Source organism: Muricoccus nepalensis (genome assembly GCF_006438825.1).
In the GTDB taxonomy this organism is placed as follows: domain Bacteria; phylum Pseudomonadota; class Alphaproteobacteria; order Acetobacterales; family Acetobacteraceae; genus Roseomonas; species Roseomonas nepalensis.
In genome coordinates, this window is sequence record NZ_RCZP01000052.1 from 1 (window position 1) to 15,124 (window position 15,124).

15 protein-coding genes and 1 pseudogene are annotated in these 15,124 nt (G+C 74.0%); 9 read left to right on the plus strand and 7 right to left on the minus strand.

Annotated elements, in window-relative coordinates; all coding sequences use genetic code 11:
* Nucleotides 1–2,267 (minus strand): annotated as a pseudogene (locus tag EAH89_RS27265) (hypothetical protein); the annotation flags it as partial.
* Between the two features lie 303 nt (nucleotides 2,268–2,570).
* On the opposite strand from EAH89_RS27265, the gene EAH89_RS27270 reads away from it, so the two are divergent.
* Nucleotides 2,571–3,602, plus strand: coding sequence for a L,D-transpeptidase family protein (locus EAH89_RS27270; RefSeq protein WP_241667241.1), 1,032 nt, complete (start codon nucleotides 2,571–2,573; stop codon nucleotides 3,600–3,602).
* Nucleotides 3,603–3,644: 42 nt separating this feature from the next.
* On the opposite strand, the gene EAH89_RS27275 is transcribed toward EAH89_RS27270, so the two are convergent.
* From EAH89_RS27275 to EAH89_RS27290, 4 genes are all read right to left on the minus strand, one after another.
* A complete protein-coding gene (locus tag EAH89_RS27275; RefSeq protein WP_140886856.1) occupies nucleotides 3,645–3,938 on the minus strand; it encodes a hypothetical protein in 294 nt (97 codons plus the stop codon).
* Between the two features lie 304 nt (nucleotides 3,939–4,242).
* The gene (rsmD, locus tag EAH89_RS27280; protein ID WP_140886857.1) at nucleotides 4,243–4,800 is read right to left on the minus strand and encodes a 16S rRNA (guanine(966)-N(2))-methyltransferase RsmD; all 558 of its coding nucleotides are present in this window, start codon (nucleotides 4,798–4,800) and stop codon (nucleotides 4,243–4,245) included.
* A 70-nt stretch (nucleotides 4,801–4,870) separates the two neighbouring features.
* Nucleotides 4,871–5,755, minus strand: coding sequence for a pseudouridine synthase (locus EAH89_RS27285; protein WP_140886858.1), 885 nt, complete (start codon nucleotides 5,753–5,755; stop codon nucleotides 4,871–4,873).
* Entirely contained in the window at nucleotides 5,752–6,492 is a 741-nt protein-coding gene (locus tag EAH89_RS27290) for a gamma-glutamyl-gamma-aminobutyrate hydrolase family protein (RefSeq protein WP_140886859.1), read from the minus strand. Before EAH89_RS27290 ends, EAH89_RS27285 begins: the two co-directional genes overlap by 4 nt.
* 83 nt (nucleotides 6,493–6,575) lie before the next feature.
* On the opposite strand from EAH89_RS27290, the gene EAH89_RS27295 reads away from it, so the two are divergent.
* The 8 genes from EAH89_RS27295 (at nucleotide 6,576) to EAH89_RS27325 (ending at nucleotide 13,236) form a co-directional block, all read left to right on the plus strand.
* Nucleotides 6,576–7,007 (plus strand): nucleoside deaminase, encoded by a 432-nt coding sequence (locus EAH89_RS27295; protein ID WP_140886879.1) that lies wholly within the window; start codon nucleotides 6,576–6,578, stop codon nucleotides 7,005–7,007.
* Nucleotides 7,008–7,127: 120 nt separating this feature from the next.
* Nucleotides 7,128–8,129 carry a sulfate ABC transporter substrate-binding protein gene (locus tag EAH89_RS27300; protein ID WP_140886860.1) on the plus strand — a complete coding sequence of 334 codons (1,002 nt, stop codon included), beginning with the start codon at nucleotides 7,128–7,130 and terminating at the stop codon, nucleotides 8,127–8,129.
* The gene (gene cysT / locus EAH89_RS27305; protein ID WP_140886861.1) at nucleotides 8,126–8,977 is read left to right on the plus strand and encodes a sulfate ABC transporter permease subunit CysT; all 852 of its coding nucleotides are present in this window, start codon (nucleotides 8,126–8,128) and stop codon (nucleotides 8,975–8,977) included. The genes EAH89_RS27300 and cysT overlap by 4 nt, the downstream gene beginning before the upstream one ends.
* Nucleotides 8,974–9,819 (plus strand): sulfate ABC transporter permease subunit CysW, encoded by an 846-nt coding sequence (gene cysW / locus EAH89_RS27310; RefSeq protein WP_140886862.1) that lies wholly within the window; start codon nucleotides 8,974–8,976, stop codon nucleotides 9,817–9,819. Before cysT ends, cysW begins: the two co-directional genes overlap by 4 nt.
* Nucleotides 9,816–10,859 (plus strand): sulfate/molybdate ABC transporter ATP-binding protein, encoded by a 1,044-nt coding sequence (locus EAH89_RS27315; RefSeq protein ID WP_140886863.1) that lies wholly within the window; start codon nucleotides 9,816–9,818, stop codon nucleotides 10,857–10,859. Before cysW ends, EAH89_RS27315 begins: the two co-directional genes overlap by 4 nt.
* 58 nt (nucleotides 10,860–10,917) lie before the next feature.
* The gene (locus tag EAH89_RS31830) at nucleotides 10,918–11,082 is read left to right on the plus strand and encodes a hypothetical protein (protein WP_162861335.1); all 165 of its coding nucleotides are present in this window, start codon (nucleotides 10,918–10,920) and stop codon (nucleotides 11,080–11,082) included.
* Between the two features lie 101 nt (nucleotides 11,083–11,183).
* Nucleotides 11,184–12,167 carry a Bug family tripartite tricarboxylate transporter substrate binding protein gene (locus EAH89_RS27320; protein ID WP_241667240.1) on the plus strand — a complete coding sequence of 328 codons (984 nt, stop codon included), beginning with the start codon at nucleotides 11,184–11,186 and terminating at the stop codon, nucleotides 12,165–12,167.
* A gap of 61 nt (nucleotides 12,168–12,228) precedes the next feature.
* Nucleotides 12,229–13,236 carry an alpha/beta fold hydrolase gene (locus EAH89_RS27325; protein ID WP_140886865.1) on the plus strand — a complete coding sequence of 336 codons (1,008 nt, stop codon included), beginning with the start codon at nucleotides 12,229–12,231 and terminating at the stop codon, nucleotides 13,234–13,236.
* A 4-nt stretch (nucleotides 13,237–13,240) separates the two neighbouring features.
* Here EAH89_RS27325 and EAH89_RS27330 read toward each other — a convergent pair whose 3' ends face one another.
* Together EAH89_RS27330 and EAH89_RS27335 are read right to left on the minus strand one after the other, a co-directional pair.
* Nucleotides 13,241–13,933: a TetR/AcrR family transcriptional regulator gene (locus tag EAH89_RS27330; RefSeq protein WP_161993790.1), complete on the minus strand. Its 693-nt coding sequence runs from the start codon at nucleotides 13,931–13,933 to the stop codon at nucleotides 13,241–13,243.
* A gap of 2 nt (nucleotides 13,934–13,935) precedes the next feature.
* Nucleotides 13,936–15,087, minus strand: coding sequence for an FAD-dependent monooxygenase (locus tag EAH89_RS27335; RefSeq protein WP_277753896.1), 1,152 nt, complete (start codon nucleotides 15,085–15,087; stop codon nucleotides 13,936–13,938).
* Nucleotides 15,088–15,124 lie beyond the last annotated feature (37 nt).

Genomic DNA, 15,124 nt, shown 5'->3' on the forward strand with positions numbered 1-15,124 from the left:
AGGAAGCTCACCTCCACCGTGTGCGCGCCGGCGCCCCAGCTGCCCTTCAGCGTCAGCGTGTCCGACTGCCCGAGCGCGTGGCTGGCGGCGGCCGTCAGCCCGTTCCCGACCGCCACGCCGTCCACCTTGACCGTGTACTGCGCGTGCCCGTTCCAGGCGTCCTCGCTGATCTTGAGCACCATCGTGTCCGGCCCGCTCCCGATCGTCTGGTCGATCGGGGAGGGGATGAGCGGCGGGGGCGGGGGGGGAGGGTTTGGCGGCGTGTTGCCGGCATGCGGCACGGCGAGGGAGTAGGTGGGGTCCTTCGCGAAGGTGGCGTCGTCGATGAAGGGCGGCGCGCCGGCGACGAGCGCGCGGTAGGCGTCGAGCGCCTCCTGGCTGCCCGTCAGGTCATAGATGGCCGAGAGGCTCGCGAGGGCGACCTGGGCGTAGTTGCCGCCGACCTGCCACCAGCCATCGCCGTTGGAGTAGCCGCGCGCCGCGGTCTGCGCGCCGATCTCGGCCCAGGTCTTGTAGACGGCGCCCGTGCTGGGGTCGCTGGTGGCGATCAGGTAGGTGACGCCGTCATGCATCTTGAAGCCACTGGACTCGTGGGTGAAACGGCCCACGAGGAAGTTCATCTCCCACTTGAGGAAGGTGAGCGCGTCGGCGTTGCCCGCGCGCGCCGCGGCCACGGTGGTGGTGGCGAAGTAGTCCTGCTGCCACTCCGGCATGGCGCCGGGGATGCCGTAGTCGCCGGGCACCCAGCCATGCGCCTCGCCCTGCCAGGCCGTCCATTCGGGGATCTTGGAGACGAGGTACTTCCAGTTGCTGTCGGATGCCGCCTGGAAGAAGGCCTTCTCCGGGCTGCCGTCCGGCGAGGCCCAGGCCGCCTCGTCGATCTGCCGCAGGCTCCAGGCGGCGGAGCGCACCTGGGAGCTGCCGGCCACGATGTCGGCGGCGTTCATGCGGGGCGCCGGCCACTCGCTCATGATCGAGGCGGAGGCCTGCGCCTGGACGTTGTCCAGGATCCAGCGCTCGCCGGTCATGAGGAAGGGCACGTAGGAGAGGTCGGGCTGGTGCGCCGTGTCGTACTCCCAGCCCGTGTCCCACGCGACCTGCTGCGTCAGCCCGCCGGAGGCCGCGTTGCCGGGCTGTCCCTCGCCGCCGCGCGCGTCCGTCCAGAGGTTCGGATAGTTGTCCGTGTTCAGCCAGGTCTTGTTGGCCGCGTCCCAGAAGTGGAAGGGAACCGAGCCCGCGGCATCGGCCTGGCCGAGCGCGTAGGCGGCCGCGCGCGCGTCCTGCGTCATCAGCCAAGTGGTGTTGGACTGGGTGGTAATGCCGATGTCGGCCCGCCCGCCGGTGCCGGGCATGTAGGGCTCGACGCCGTTCGTCGCGAGCGGCGCGCCCCAGCCGGAGGCGGCCATCTGCGCGGCCATGCCGGCGACGAGCGAGCTGTCGACGCCGATCGCGAGGTTGTAGTGCGCGACGGCGCCGGTCGCCTCGAGATAGGCGGTGTCGTGCTGGATGTTGAGCCAGCCCGCGTTCGGGCTGCCGAGCCCCTGCCCGCCGCTGCTGCCGGTGCTGAAGGACTCGTGCCAGTTCTGGTACTGCGCCTGGCTGACGGTTTCGTTGGCGACCACGACGCCGTCGAGCTGGGCCTTCAAGGTGTAGTTCACCCGGCCGCCGCTCGACTGCATGGCGTCGTCGTTGTTGAAGGCCGCGTCGACCGACAGCCCGCCGCCCTTGTAGGCCGTGACGTCGAAGAGCATCCGCTGCGAGCCCGGCAGGTCGATGGCGACGCGCGCCTCGGTCGCGAACTCGCCCTTCTGCCAGAAGGAGGCGGTGCCGTTGGCAAGCGCCGTCTTGAGCGCCGCGAGGACGTCGATGCTGGTGGTCGCGCCGCCCGCGGGCGTCATGTCCACCTTGAAGGAGTGGGCGCCGACCGCCTGGGCCAGGTCGATTGCCGGCGCCGCGGCGACGCTGCCCTTGGAGAGCACGACGTCAAGCGCGGTGCCGGCCGCGAGGTCCGGCCGCTCGAGCGAGAGCACGACCATCTTGGCGGAGCCGTCGGCGTAGGTGCTCTTCACGTCCATCTGGACGGAGACCGTCCGGCCACCGATCTGCGCGACGAGCCCGCCCCCCTTCGGCAGGTCGCCCATCTCGAAGACCTGGCCGAAGGTGGTCACGCCGCCTTGCAAGGTCGCTGCGCCGGCGTTCTGGAGCTTGAGGGCAACGATTCCGCCGGTCCCGAGGGACGCGAAGGCGGGAAGAGCGAGCTGTGACATGCTTCTGCCTTGTCTCGGCCGGTCTGGGCCAGTCGCCGTCCTTATCGGCGGCGTAATCACTTAATCGTGTGGCAGGGTGGAGAGGGCTGGATTTTGAGTCATTCGATGGGGAAGCTCTCGTCAGGGCCTCTGCGTTCTCGCCCAGTGAGATGAACAAGCGATAAAGAGTATTCGAAGGACGATTCGATTTCAGAATTGTCAATGAATGTCTGGCATTCCGATCCCGGTCGCCACGCTGCCCCTCATCCATCGCGATGATGAGCAACGGAGGGCCAGGAGCGGGGGAGTCCGTCGTTGACCAAGGTGACCGAAGGCCCGGCGGAACCCGTCCTGGCGAACCGGCCGGCGCGGTCCGGCGGGATGGATCACTCCCCGAAGGCGGCGCCTTCCTGCTACGCTCCGGGCGCAGCCACCCCGCCGATGATGGAACAGACCCGCCGCCCCCTCGCGCGCCGGCTCCTGCTCGGAGCCCTTGCCGCCGCCCTCGGACCGGCCTCCCCGCGCCGGGTGGCCGCGCAAGGCCTGCCGCTCGCGGTGCCGGACCCGCGGGCGCTGCTCCGCCAGGCGCTCGACGCCGTGCCGCCCGCCTCCCCGCGCCTGCGGACCGCGGTGGGCCGCACGCTCGGGCGCCTGGACGACCTCGGCCTGGACCTCTCCGCCGGCCGCGTCATCCTCGTGAACATCGCCGCCGCCGAGCTCACCGCCCATGACGGCGGGCGGGAGGTCCTGCGGTCGCGCGTCGTGGTCGGCGCGGCGCGCACGCGCACCCCGCAGCTCTCCACCTTCGTCACGACGGTTCGTTGCAACCCGCCCTGGTACGTGCCCGCCAGCATCGAGCCCGAGATCCGCGCCGCCGGCGCCGCGGGGTTCCGGGTGGTGAACGGCCGGCTTGTCCAGCCGCCGGGGCCCGGCAACCCGCTCGGGCTTCTGCGCATCGGGCTTCTCGATTCGGACGGCATCTTCCTGCACGGGACCAGCAGCCCCGGCCTCTTCGCGAACCGGGACCGCGCACTGTCCCATGGCTGCGTGCGCGTGGAGCGGATCCGCGACCTCGCGGCCTGGATGCTCGACAGCGCGCCGGCCGCCCTCGGCGCGACGCTCGCCACCGGCCGCACGCTGGACCTGGTTCCCCCGCAGGAGGTGACGGTGGTGCTGGCCTATCTCACCGCCTGGCCGGAAGGCGGCCGGGTGGCCGCGCTGGCCGATCCCTACGGCCTCGACGCCGCGGGCAGCCGCCGGGCGGCCTTCCGCCGCGTCGCCCGCCCCGCGCCGCAGCTCCCGGCGGAGGCCGAGGCCGCCGCGCCGGTCCCGCCGCCGGAGGACGATCCCCTCTAGGCAGCCTCCCTGGGCGGCCGCTCTAGGCGCCGGGAGGGTCGCTCAGTTCCCCGCGGCGCCGCGCTGGGACCGCCGCGACGCCGCGATCCGGTCCAGCATGGCCGTCGCGCAGCGCCCGGCCTCGGCGAGCTGCTGCGCCCCGCCGGCGGGCTCGTCGAGGGCCCGCGCCGCGTCGGAGCTCTTCGCCACGAAGACGAGCATGGAGACCACCTCGTCGAAGTCGGCCTGGGGCAGGCGGGCGGCCACCGCCGCGATGGTCATCTCGAGCACGAGGAGGCGGGTGTCCACGTCCCCGGACGGGGAAGCCCCGGCGGGGGCGTTCTTGTCGGTCGTCATCCAGCACCTCGGGCCATCGCTGCTCCCGTCCGCGGCGGCGGGTACCGACGATGGGGAGACAAGACCATTGGCCCCCGCCGGGACGACAGCAAGAGCCGACCGGGACCCGGGGCGGCGCCGCGCTCACGATATGCTGCGCCGCAACATTTCCGCTTGCGTGGGTTTGGGGAAGCGCGCATCTTTCCCGGGCAGCAGAACGGCCCTGCCGGGCTGCTGTATTTCTTGGACGTTTCCTCCCTAAACTCGGCGGTGCCTTCGGGCACCGCCTCTTTTTTTGCGCCCTCGCCGGGGTGCCAGGCTGGGGTCAGGCGGCCCGCAGGACCAGGACGCGGGCGGCCCCGTGCTGCCGCTCCGCCAGGGCTTCCCAACCCTCGGGCAGCGCCACCGACTCGTTCCGTCCCACCTCCAGGCAGGCGAGCGCGGCCGGGGCGATCCAGCCCGCGGTGCGCAGCGCGACGAGCGCGGCCGGTCCCATCTCCTTGCCGTAGGGCGGATCGAGGAAGACCAGCCCGCAGGCCGCCTCCGGGCGCGGCGGGCGCAGGGCGTCGCCGGCCACCACGCGCGCGCTGTCCTCGGCCTTCAGGGCCGCGATGTTGGCCCGCAGCACGGCCAGCGCCACGCGGTCCCGCTCCAGGAAGACCGCTTGTGCCGCGCCGCGCGAGAGGGCCTCGAGGCCCAGCGCCCCGGTCCCGGCGAAGGCGTCCAGCACCCGCGCGCCCTCCACCGCCTCCCGCCCGGCCCAGGGCGCGTGCCAGAGCGAGTCGAAAAGCGCCTGCCGGACGCGGTCCGCCGTGGGGCGCGTGCCCTCCCCGGGCGGCGCCTGCAGGGTGCGGCCGCGCCAGCGGCCCGCCACGATCCTCATGCCGCCCCGGCGCTCCGGCCCCGGCGGGCCGGGACGCGGTGCCCCCGCGTCCGAAAAAGAGCCGGGCGCATCAGCCCTCGGTGTGGGGCTTGGCGCCCCAGGGCGTGCGGTGCGGGTCGCCGGCGCGGCGCGCGCGGGGGGCGCGGGTGGTGCGGGGCGGCTCGGCGTCCGGCGGCGCCTCGGTGCGCTCCACCCCGCGCTGGATGCGCGGTGCGGCGCCGACGCCGAGCTGCTCGCGCATGGTCCGCGCGTTCACCTCCTCCACGGCGCCGGCGGGCAGGGTGCCGAGCTGGAAGGGGCCGTAGGCGACGCGGATGAGGCGCGTCACGTGCAGCTCCAGGTGCTGCATGACGCGCCGGATCTCGCGGTTCTTGCCCTCCTGCAGGGAGACGGTCAGCCAGGAATTGGTGCCCTGGCGGCTGTCGAGCCCGGCCTGGATGGGCCCGTACTTCACGTCGTCCACCGTGACCCCGCGGGCGAGCCAGGCGAGCGCCGCCTCGTTCACCCGGCCGTGGACGCGGACCCGGTAGCGCCGGAGCCAGCCGTTCGAGGGCAGTTCCAGCCGCCGCGCGAGGGCGCCGTCGTTGGTCAGCAGCAGCAGCCCCTCGCTGGTGAGGTCCAGCCGGCCGATGGAGACGAGGCGGGGCAGGCCGGCCGGCAGCTTCTCGAAGACGGTCGGGCGGCCCTGGGGGTCCTTGTGCGTGGTCACGAGCCCGTCGGGCTTGTGGTAGCGGAACAGCCGCGTGGGCTCCGGCGCGCCCACCGCGCGCCCGTTCACCGCGACCGCGTCCCCGGGAGTGACGAAGGTGGCGGGGCCCTCGACCGTCGCGCCGTTGAGGGTGACCACCCCCTGGGCGATCAGCCCCTCGGCGTCGCGCCGGCTGGCGATGCCGGCGCGGGCCAGGAACTTCGCGATGCGCTCGCCGCGCGCGGGGGCGGCCTCATCCTCGCTCATGCGGCGGCCCGCTCACGGCCCGTGTGGCGGGAGGCCTCGACGAAGGCGTCCAGGATCGCCTGGTCGCGCGTGTCGACCGTGTATTCCGGGTGCCACTGCACCCCGAGGCAGAAGCGGTAGCCGGGGTGCTCCAGCCCCTCCACCACGCCGTCCGGCGCGCGGGCGTTGACGATGGCCCCCTCCCCCGGCCGGTCCACCGCCTGGTGGTGCGCCGAGTTCACGGCCATGGCGGGCGCACCGACGATGCGGGAGAGGAGCGTGCCGGGCGTGAGCGCCACCTCGTGGCCGGGCTCGGTGCGCGGGTTGGGCTGCTCGTGGGCGAGGGCGCCCGGCACGCTGTCCGGGATGTGCTGGATGAGCGTGCCGCCGAGGGCCACGGCCAGCAACTGCTCCCCCCCGCAGATGCCGAGCACCGGGATGTTCCGCCGCAGCGCGCCGCGCAGCACCGCGATCTCGAAGGCCGTGCGGCCCTCCTTCAGCACCACCGTGTCGTGCCGGGGGCCGCCGCCGTACAGCGCGGGGTCCACGTCGAAGGCGCCGCCGGTGACCAGCAGCCCGTCCAGGCGGTCAAGGTAGTCGTCGGCCAGCGCCGCGTGGTGGGGGAGCGCGATGGGCAGCCCGCCGGCCGCCGCCACCGCGCCGAAGTAGTTCTGGCGCAGCGCGTACCAGGGCAGCTTGGAGTAGCCGCCCGGCTCTTCCGCATCGAGGGTCAGGCCGATCAGGGGTCGTGCGGTCATGAAGGGGTTGGTAGAGCCTCAACGGGCGCCTCCACAAGCGCCCGTGACGCGGTGCGGAGGCTCGCATGACGGATGGCACGCCCATGGCGCTGGCCCTGGAGGAGGCGCGGGCCGCCGCCGCGCGCGGCGAGGTGCCGGTCGGCGCGGTGGTGACGGACGCCGCGGGCACCCCGCTGTCGCGCGCCGGGAACGAGGTGGAGGCGCGCCGCGACCCCTCCGCCCACGCCGAGATCCTCGCCCTGCGCGCGGCGGCGGGCCGGCTGGGGAGGAAGTGGCTCGCCGATGGCACCCTCTGGGTGACGCTCGAGCCCTGCCCGATGTGCGCCCAGGCCGCGTCCCTCTTCCGGGTGCGGCGCGTGGTCTTCGGCGCCTACGACCCCAAGGGCGGCGGGGTGGAGCACGGCGCGCGGGTCTTCGCGGCCCCCTCCTGCCACCACGCGCCGGAGGTGGTGGGCGGCGTCCGGGAGACCGAGGCGGGCGGCCTGCTGCGGGCCTTCTTCGCGGAGCGGCGCTGATCCGGCCCGCGCTGCCCCCCCTTGCCCCCCGCTTCGCAGGATGTGAGGACGGCCGGCCGCCAAGGGGCGCTAGCCTGGGCTCGTGCAACCCTTTTCCGCCTCCAGGAAGGAGACCGGCCGATGCCCGCCCGACGATGCCTTCTCCTCGCGGCCGCCGCGCTGCCGCTTCCCGCCCTCGCCCAGGGCACGCTCACCCTCCTCAACGTCTCCTACGACCCCACGCGGGAGTTCTACCGGGAGTACAACGCCGCCTTCGCCGCCCGCTGGCGGGCGCAGTCCGGCCAGGCGGTGCGGGTCAACACCTCCCATGGCGGCTCCGGGCGCCAGGCGCGCTCGGTCATCGACGGGCTACAGGCGGACGTGCTGACCCTCGCCCTCTCCTACGACATCGACGAGGTGGCCGAGCGCGGGCTGCTCGCGAAGGACTGGATGGGCCGCCTGCCAAACAACAGCGCGCCCTACACGAGCACCGTCGTCTTCCTCGTGCGGAAGGGAAACCCTAAGGGGCTGCGCGACTGGGGGGACCTGATGCGGCCCGGCGTCGCGGTGATCACCCCCAACCCCAAGACCTCCGGCGGCGCGCGCTGGAACTACCTCGCGGCCTGGGCCTGGGCGCTGCGCCAGCCCGGAGGCAGCGACGCCGCGGCCGAGGAGGCGATGGTGCGGCTGTTCCGCAACGTGCCCGTGCTCGACACCGGCGCGCGGGGGTCGACCACCACCTTCGCCCAGCGCGGCCTCGGCGACGTGCTGCTGGCCTGGGAGAACGAGGCGCACCTCGCCATCCAGGAGTTTGGCGCCGACAAGTTCGACATCGTCTACCCCTCCCTCACCATCCTCGCCGAGCCCTCGGTCGCGGTGGTGGACCGGATGGTGGACCGCCGCGGCACGCGCGCCGTCGCGGAGGCCTACCTCCAGGGCCTCTACACCCCCGAGGGCCAGGCCCTCGCCGCGAAGCACTTCTACCGCCCGCGCGACCCGGCGGTGCTGGCCGACAACGCCGCGCGCTTCCCGGCGATGGACCTCGTCACCGTGGACGAGACCTTCGGCGGCTGGGCGAAGGCGCAGGGCACCCATTTCGCGGATGGCGGCGTCTTCGACCGCGTGGCGCGGGCCGCGCGGTGAGCGCATCCACGCGGCCCGCCGGGCGCGCCGCGCCCGTGCGGGCGATCCCGGGCTTCCCGGCGACGCTGGCGATCACCCTTCTCTGGCTCGGCACCATCGTGCTGATCCCGCTCGCGGCGCTGGCGCTGCGGCCGCTGGAACTCGGCCCGGCGGGGCTACTGGCCTCGCTCGCGGACGAGCGGGTGCTCGCCGCGCTCCGCCTCTCCTTCGGCGGCGCGCTGCTGGCGGCGCTGCTGAACCTGCCGCTCGGGCTGCTGCTGGCCTGGGCGGTCGTGCGGCTGCGCTTTCCCGGGCGCGGCGTGCTGGACGCGGCGCTCGACCTGCCCTTCGCCCTGCCCACCGCCGTCGCCGGCATCGCGCTGACGGCGGTGACCGCGCCCAACGGCTGGATCGGCGCGCCGCTGGAGGCGATCTTCGGCTGGAAGATCGCCTTCACCCGCGCGGGCGTCGTGCTGGCGCTGATGTTCGTCGGGCTGCCCTTCATCGTCCGCACGGTGGAGCCCGTGCTGCGCGACATGGCCGCGGAGGCCGAGGAGGCGGCGGCGACGCTCGGCGCCACGCGCGCGCAGACGGTGATGCGCGTGGTGCTGCCGGGCCTGCTGCCCGCGCTGCTGACGGGCTTCGCCCTCGCCTTCGCGCGCGCCGTCGGGGAGTATGGCAGCGTCATCTTCATCGCGGGCAACCTGCCCATGCTCACGGAGATCGCGCCGCTGCTGATCGTCATCCGGCTGGAGCAGTTCGACTACGCGGGCGCGGCCGCGGTCGGGCTCGCGATGCTCATCCTCTCCTTCGTCGTGCTGCTCGCGATCGAGCTTCTCCAGCGGCGCCTGCGGCGGGGCCGGCGATGAGCGGCGCCTTCCGGCGGGCCGCGCAGGACCCGCCCTGGGCGCGGCGCCTCCTGGCAGGCGGCGCGATCCTCGCCGCCCTGCTGCTCCTCGCCCTGCCGCTGGCCGCCGTCTTCACGGAGGCGCTACGGCGCGGCGTCCCGGCGGCGCTGGAGGCCCTGCGGGAGCCCGACACGGTCGCGGCGATCTGGCTCACCCTGCTGGTGGCGGCGGTCACCGTGCCCGTGAACCTTTTCGGCGGGCTGGCGGCCGCCTGGTGCATCGCGAAGTTCGACTTCCCGGGAAAGAGGCTGCTGACGGCGTTGATCGACCTTCCCTTCTCCGTCTCCCCCGTCATCGCGGGGCTCTCCTTCGTGCTCATGTTCGGCGCCCGCGGCTGGTTCGGGCCCTGGCTGGAGGCACGGGATATCCAGATCATCTTCGCCGTGCCCGGCCTGGTGCTGGCCACGCTCTTCGTCACCTTCCCCTTCGTCGCCCGCACCGTGCTGCCGCTGATGGCCGAGCAGGGGCGGGACGAGGAGGAGGCGGCGGCCACCCTCGGCGCCGGCGGGCTGCAGACCTTCCTGCTGGTCACGCTGCCGAACGTGCGCTGGGCGCTGCTGGCGGGGGTGCTGCTCTGCAACGCCCGCGCGATGGGCGAGTTCGGCGCGGTGTCGGTCGTGTCCGGCCATATCCGCGGAGAGACCAACACGGTGCCGCTGCATGTCGAGATTCTCTACAACGAGTACCAGTTCGCCGGCGCCTTCGCCGTCGCCGCCCTGCTCGCGCTGCTCGGCCTCGTGACGCTCGCCGCCAAGGCGGTGCTCGAGCGCGCGGCCGGGCGCCGCGCGGGGGGCGAGGCTTGACCGTCGAGGTCCGGGACGTCGCCCGCCGCTTCGGGGGCCTGGCCGCGCTCGACGGCGTGTCGCTCTCGGTGGCCGAGGGGGAGTTCGTCGCGCTGCTCGGCCCCTCGGGATCCGGCAAGACGACGCTGCTGCGGGTGCTGGCGGGGCTGGAGGGCACCGATGCCGGCAGCGTCCGCATCGCGGGGCGCGAGATGGCGGGCGTGCCGGCGCGCGAGCGCGGCATCGGCGTGGTGTTCCAGCACTACGCCCTGTTCCGGCACATGACCGTGTTCGACAACGTGGCCTTCGGCCTGCGCGTGCGCCGCCAGCGCCCGTCCGCGGCCGAGATCGCGACGCGCGTCCGCCGCCTGCTCGAGCTCGTGCAAGTGCCGGAGCTCGAGCGGCGTTACCCCGAGCAGATCTCGGGCGGGCAGCGCCAGCGCGTGGCCCTCGCCCGCGCGCTCGCGATCGAGCCGCGCCTGCTGCTGCTCGACGAGCCCTTCGGCGCGCTCGACGCCCTCGTGCGGAAGGAGGTGCGGCGCTGGCTGCGCGGGCTGCACGACAGCCTCGGCATCACCAGCATCCTCGTCACCCACGACCAGGAGGAGGCGATGGAGATGGCCGACCGCGTGGCGGTGATGGAGCGCGGGCGCGTGGTGCAGCTGGACACGGCTGCGGCGCTGCTGCGCGAGCCCGCCACCGCCTTCGTCGCGGGCTTTGTGGGCGACGCGGCGCGGCTGCCCTGCGCCGTGCGGGACGGCGCCGCGCATTTCGCCCCGCTGCCCATCGCGCCCGTCCCCGTCGCCCTGCCGGACGGGCCGGCGACCGCCTTCACGCGGCCGGGCGAGATGCTGGCCCATCGCGGGGACGGCGAGGCGCGCGTGCGCCTCGTGCGGGACGAGGTGGAGGGGCCCGCGCGGCTGGTGGTGCAGGCCGGCCCCGCCGTGCTGGACGCCGTGGCGGCGCCGGGCGAGGCCTTCGGCCGCGGCGACCCCTGCCTTCTCTCGCTGCGCGGCGCGCACGTCTTCTCGGCGGGAGGCGCGCGGGCGCGGGCGGGCTGAAGGGGCCGCAACGGGCGCGCGCCGGGCGACGTTCACCCCGCACGACCCGGAGGAACCCATGCCCGACCAGCCCCCCCGCCCCGGCGACGAGACCGGCGACGACGCCTCCCAGACCGCCCCGAACACCTGCCCGGCCTGCGGCGGCACGGGGGCGATCGAGAGCAAGCCCTGCCCCACCTGCGAGGGCACCGGCGAGGTGACGGTGACGGTGGGCGACGCCTGACCCTGAACGCCGGGCGAGGGCGGCCGGGTGACGGCCGGCCCCGCCGCGGGCAGACTGGGGCGGAAGCGGCCCCGGACGAGGCCGCGCCGGAGAGAATGCCCATGATCACCCGACGCCGCCTCGGCGCGGGCGCCGCGGCCATCGCCGCGGTCCTCGCCCGCCCCGCCCTGGCCGCCTATCCGGACCGGCCCATCACGGTCGTCGTCCCCTTCGCGCCCGGCGGGGCCAACGACCTGGCGGGCCGGCTGCTGGCCGACCGGCTGGGCCCGCTGCTGGCGCCCGAGGGCCGCGCGCTCGTGGAGAACCGCCCCGGCGCCGGGAGCGCGCTGGGCGCGGAATACGTGCGCCGCGCGCGCCCCGACGGGCACACGCTGCTGGTGGGATCGGCCTCCACCCTGGCCGTCGCGCCCGCCTCCGGTGCCGCGGCCGCGCGCTACCACCCCACGGAGGACTTCACGCCGGTCACCATCGTCGGCACGAGCCCCATGGGCGTGGTCGTGCCCGCGAATTCCGGCATCACGACGGTGAAGGGGCTTGTGGACCGGCTGCGCGCGGAGCCCGGGCGAATCGGCTACGCGAGCTCCGGCGTCGGCGGCGTGTCGCATCTCGGCGCGGACTACCTGGCCAACCTGGCGGGAACGAGCGCGCAGCACGTTCCCTACCGCGGCGGCTCGCAGACGGCGGAATCCCTCATCAAGGGCGAGACGCTCTACGCGGTGGACCAGCTCGGCTCCGTCGTGGGGCAGGTGCGGGACGGGGCGCTGCGGCTGCTCGCCGTCACCACCCGCGCGCGCGACGCTAACTTCCCGGACGTGCCGACGGTGGCCGAGGCCGTGCTGCCCGACTACGAGCTGACGACCTGGACGGTGATGGTCGGCCCCAAGGGCCTGCCCGACGACGTCGCGGAGGCACTGAGCAAGGCCGCCAACGCCGCCCTGTCCGAACCCCGCGTGCGGGAGCGGCTGGAGAGCACGGGCACGACGCCGGTGCTGGACAGCACGCCGGCCTCCACCCGCGCCTTTCTCGACCGCGAGTTCGCCCTCTACACGAACATCGTCAAGCGCATCGGCCTGAAGCTCGACTGACCCCGCGCCTTGCGGCGGCGGGCGGCTTGAGCCGATCCTCGCCCGCCACCGGAGATAGCAAATGAGCGATTGGGCGACGAGCAGCGGGCACCACGCCCTGGGCGACCTGCCCGTGCTGAAGGGCGGGACCATCGCGGGCGCGACGCTCGCCTGGCGCACGCACGGCACGCTCTCCCCCGCGCGGGACAACGTGGTCCTCTACCCCACGAGCTACGGCGCGACGACCGAGGAGGTGGCGTGGCTGGTCCGGCCCGGCGGCGTGCTGGATCCGGCGCGCTGGTTCGTCGTGCAGGTGGACATGTTCGGCAACGGCGTGTCCTCCTCGCCCGCGGACACGCCGGGCTACCCGGCGCTCGTCACCGCCCACGACAACGTCCACGCGCAGCGCCGCCTGCTGCGCGACGTCTTCGGCATCGAGCGCCTGCGCGCCGTCTACGGCTGGTCGATGGGCGCGCAGCAGGCCTATCACTGGGCCGCGCTGTTCCCGGAGGCGGTGGAGGCCGCCTTCGTCGTCTGCGGCAGCGCGCGCACGGCGGTGCACAACCGGGTCTTCCTGCGCGCGCAGATGGCGACGCTGGAAGCCGCGCCGGAGTACCAGGGCGACGGAAGCTTCTCCGCCCAGCCGGCGGCGGCGCTGCGCGCCTTCGGCCGGAACTACGCGGCCTGGGCGATGAGCCAGGACTTCTACCGCGCTGGGCTGCACCTCTCGCCCGCGACGCCGGACCTCGAGGCCTATCTTCGCACCTGGGAGCGCCGCTACGACGCGAAGAGGGCCGCGAACCTCCTCGCGCAGATGCGCTGCTGGGACGTGGGCGACATCAGCGACAACTCCACCTATAAAGGCGACCTCCCGGCCGCGCTGCGCGCCATCGAGGCGCGGGTGATGCTCATCCCCGGGGCGACGGACCTCTACTTCCGCGTGGCCGACAACGAGGCGGAGCTTCCGCACCTGCGCCGGGCCGAGCTCCGGCCCATCCCCAGCATCTGGGGCCATCGCGCGGGAAACCCCGCGGACAACCCCGAGGACGCCGCCTTCCTGCGGCGCTGCGTGGAGGAGTGGCTGGGCTGACGCCTCAGCTCCCCGGCGCCGTGATCCCCGCTACGAGGAAGTCGGTCAGGCGCCGCAGCACCTCCCCCGTGTCCTCGGTCGTGAAGCGGCCGTCGGAGATGTCGTCCAGCCGGTCGACGCCCGAGAGCATGTAGAGGTAGGTGCCCACCGCGAACATCATTCGCCAGTGGGCGTCCGCGGGGTCGAGGCCCGGCACCGCGCGGCCGATGGCCGCGATGTAGTTGCGCGTCGCCCCGTCATAGACCTCGCGCCGCAGGCGGAGCGCCAGCTCGTCGGGCTCGTGGTGCAGGCGGGCCTGCAGGCGCACGAAGGCCGTGCCGCCCTCGTCCCCGCCGCGCAGCGCGAACTGGGGCCGGAGGTAGGCGGCGACGAGCGCGCGCACCGTGGGCGGCTCGGGGCGCGACAGGAGCTCGTCCAGCAGCGCCTGCCGCTGCCGCGATATCTCGAGGCCGCGGCGCTTGAAGAGGGTCTCGAAGAGGCGCTGCTTGCTGCCGAAGTAGTAGAGGATCAGCGCCTGCGTGACGTCGGCCGCCCGCGCGATCTCGCGCAGCGAGGCCGCGACGTAGCCGCGGTCGGCGAAGACCCGCTCGGCGACCTCGAGGATGCGGGTCTCGGTCGGGACGCCGGCGGGGTCGGCGGGGCGGCGGCCGATGGGCCGGCCGGCCCGGCGCGGCGGCGCCGTCGCGGTGCCCGGCACCGTCAGGCGGCCGCGCGCGCCGGCTCGACCAGCGGCACGGTGAAGACGTCGTAGCCGAAGACCCAGGACGGGTCCTCGTTGTCGCGCAGCCAGGTGTTGTCGTGCGAGACCTTCTGCACGCGCGACGCCCGCTCGATGCGGTTGGCGCGGTAGAGCGCGAAGGCGGTCTCGTGGTCCTCCGCGCCCACGACCGTGAGGGCGCGGGCGAGCATGGCCGCGTCCTCGATCGCCATGGCCGCGCCCTGGGCCATGTGCGGCTTCATGGGATGGCAGGCGTCGCCCAGCATCACCAGGCGTCCTCGGCTCCAAAGCGGCAGCGGGTCGCGCTCCAGCAGAGGCCACTTCGTGATCTCGGTGCAGGCGTCGATCAGGGCCTGCACCATCGGGTGGTAGCCGGCGAAGGCCTCGCGCATCTCCTCCTGGCTGCTGGGCACCCAGGCCTTCGTCATGTCCCACTCCGCCTGGGGCACGCCGGTGACGTAGTAGTACTCGTCCTGCCGTTCCGTGACGTAATAGACCATCATGTGCCGGTCCTCGGACCACCACTTCACGCACTGGTCGAAGGGCATGCCGAAGCGCGCGAGCGCCGAGGCCGGGAAGACCGCGCGGTGGCCGACATAGCCGGTGTAGCGCGGCGCCTCGGCGCCCAGCATGTGCTCGCGCATCACGGAGTTCACGCCGTCAGCGCCGATGACGATGTCGGCCACCGCTTCCGTGCCGTCGGCGAAGCGCAGGGCCACGTCCGGCCCGCGGTCCTCCAGCGCCACCAGCCGCTTGTCGTAGCGGAGAGCGCCGGCGGGGGCGGCGTCCACCATCAGGCGGTGAAAGTCGCCGCGATGGACGGTGAGGTAGGAGGCGCCGTAGGCGCGGCGCGCGTAATCGCCGAGGGGGATCTGGGCGAGCACCGCGCCGTCGTCCCAGTTGCGGCTGTACCAATAGTCCGGGTGCGACCCCATGGCCTCCATCGCCGGCTCGAGGCCGAGGCGGCGCATGATCTTCATCACGTTCGGCCCGACATGGATGCCGGCCCCGAGCCGCGCGAAGGCGGGCGCCTGCTCGTAGAGCGTCGCCTCGAAGCCCTCCTGGCGCAGCAGCAGCGCGGCGGCGATCCCGCCGAGGCCGGCGCCGACGATGGCGATGCGGGGCTTGCCCATGATCCGATCCTCCGAGGTCACCCGATTTAAATAAGCG

What these genes read in the sequence shown, in the direction of transcription:
- EAH89_RS27285 (WP_140886858.1), bottom strand. Translation starts at nt 5,755, where the DNA reads ATGAGCGAGGATGAGGCCGCCCCCGCGCGCGGCGAGCGCATCGCGAAG.
- EAH89_RS27300 (WP_140886860.1), top strand. Translation starts at nt 7,128, where the DNA reads ATGCCCGCCCGACGATGCCTTCTCCTCGCGGCCGCCGCGCTGCCGCTT.
- EAH89_RS27295 (WP_140886879.1), top strand. Translation starts at nt 6,576, where the DNA reads ATGGCGCTGGCCCTGGAGGAGGCGCGGGCCGCCGCCGCGCGCGGCGAG.
- rsmD (WP_140886857.1), bottom strand. Translation starts at nt 4,800, where the DNA reads ATGAGGATCGTGGCGGGCCGCTGGCGCGGCCGCACCCTGCAGGCGCCG.
- EAH89_RS31830 (WP_162861335.1), top strand. Translation starts at nt 10,918, where the DNA reads ATGCCCGACCAGCCCCCCCGCCCCGGCGACGAGACCGGCGACGACGCC.
- cysW (WP_140886862.1), top strand. Translation starts at nt 8,974, where the DNA reads ATGAGCGGCGCCTTCCGGCGGGCCGCGCAGGACCCGCCCTGGGCGCGG.
- EAH89_RS27335 (WP_277753896.1), bottom strand. Translation starts at nt 15,087, where the DNA reads ATGGGCAAGCCCCGCATCGCCATCGTCGGCGCCGGCCTCGGCGGGATC.
- EAH89_RS27275 (WP_140886856.1), bottom strand. Translation starts at nt 3,938, where the DNA reads ATGACGACCGACAAGAACGCCCCCGCCGGGGCTTCCCCGTCCGGGGAC.
- EAH89_RS27290 (WP_140886859.1), bottom strand. Translation starts at nt 6,492, where the DNA reads ATGACCGCACGACCCCTGATCGGCCTGACCCTCGATGCGGAAGAGCCG.
- EAH89_RS27325 (WP_140886865.1), top strand. Translation starts at nt 12,229, where the DNA reads ATGAGCGATTGGGCGACGAGCAGCGGGCACCACGCCCTGGGCGACCTG.
- EAH89_RS27320 (WP_241667240.1), top strand. Translation starts at nt 11,184, where the DNA reads ATGATCACCCGACGCCGCCTCGGCGCGGGCGCCGCGGCCATCGCCGCG.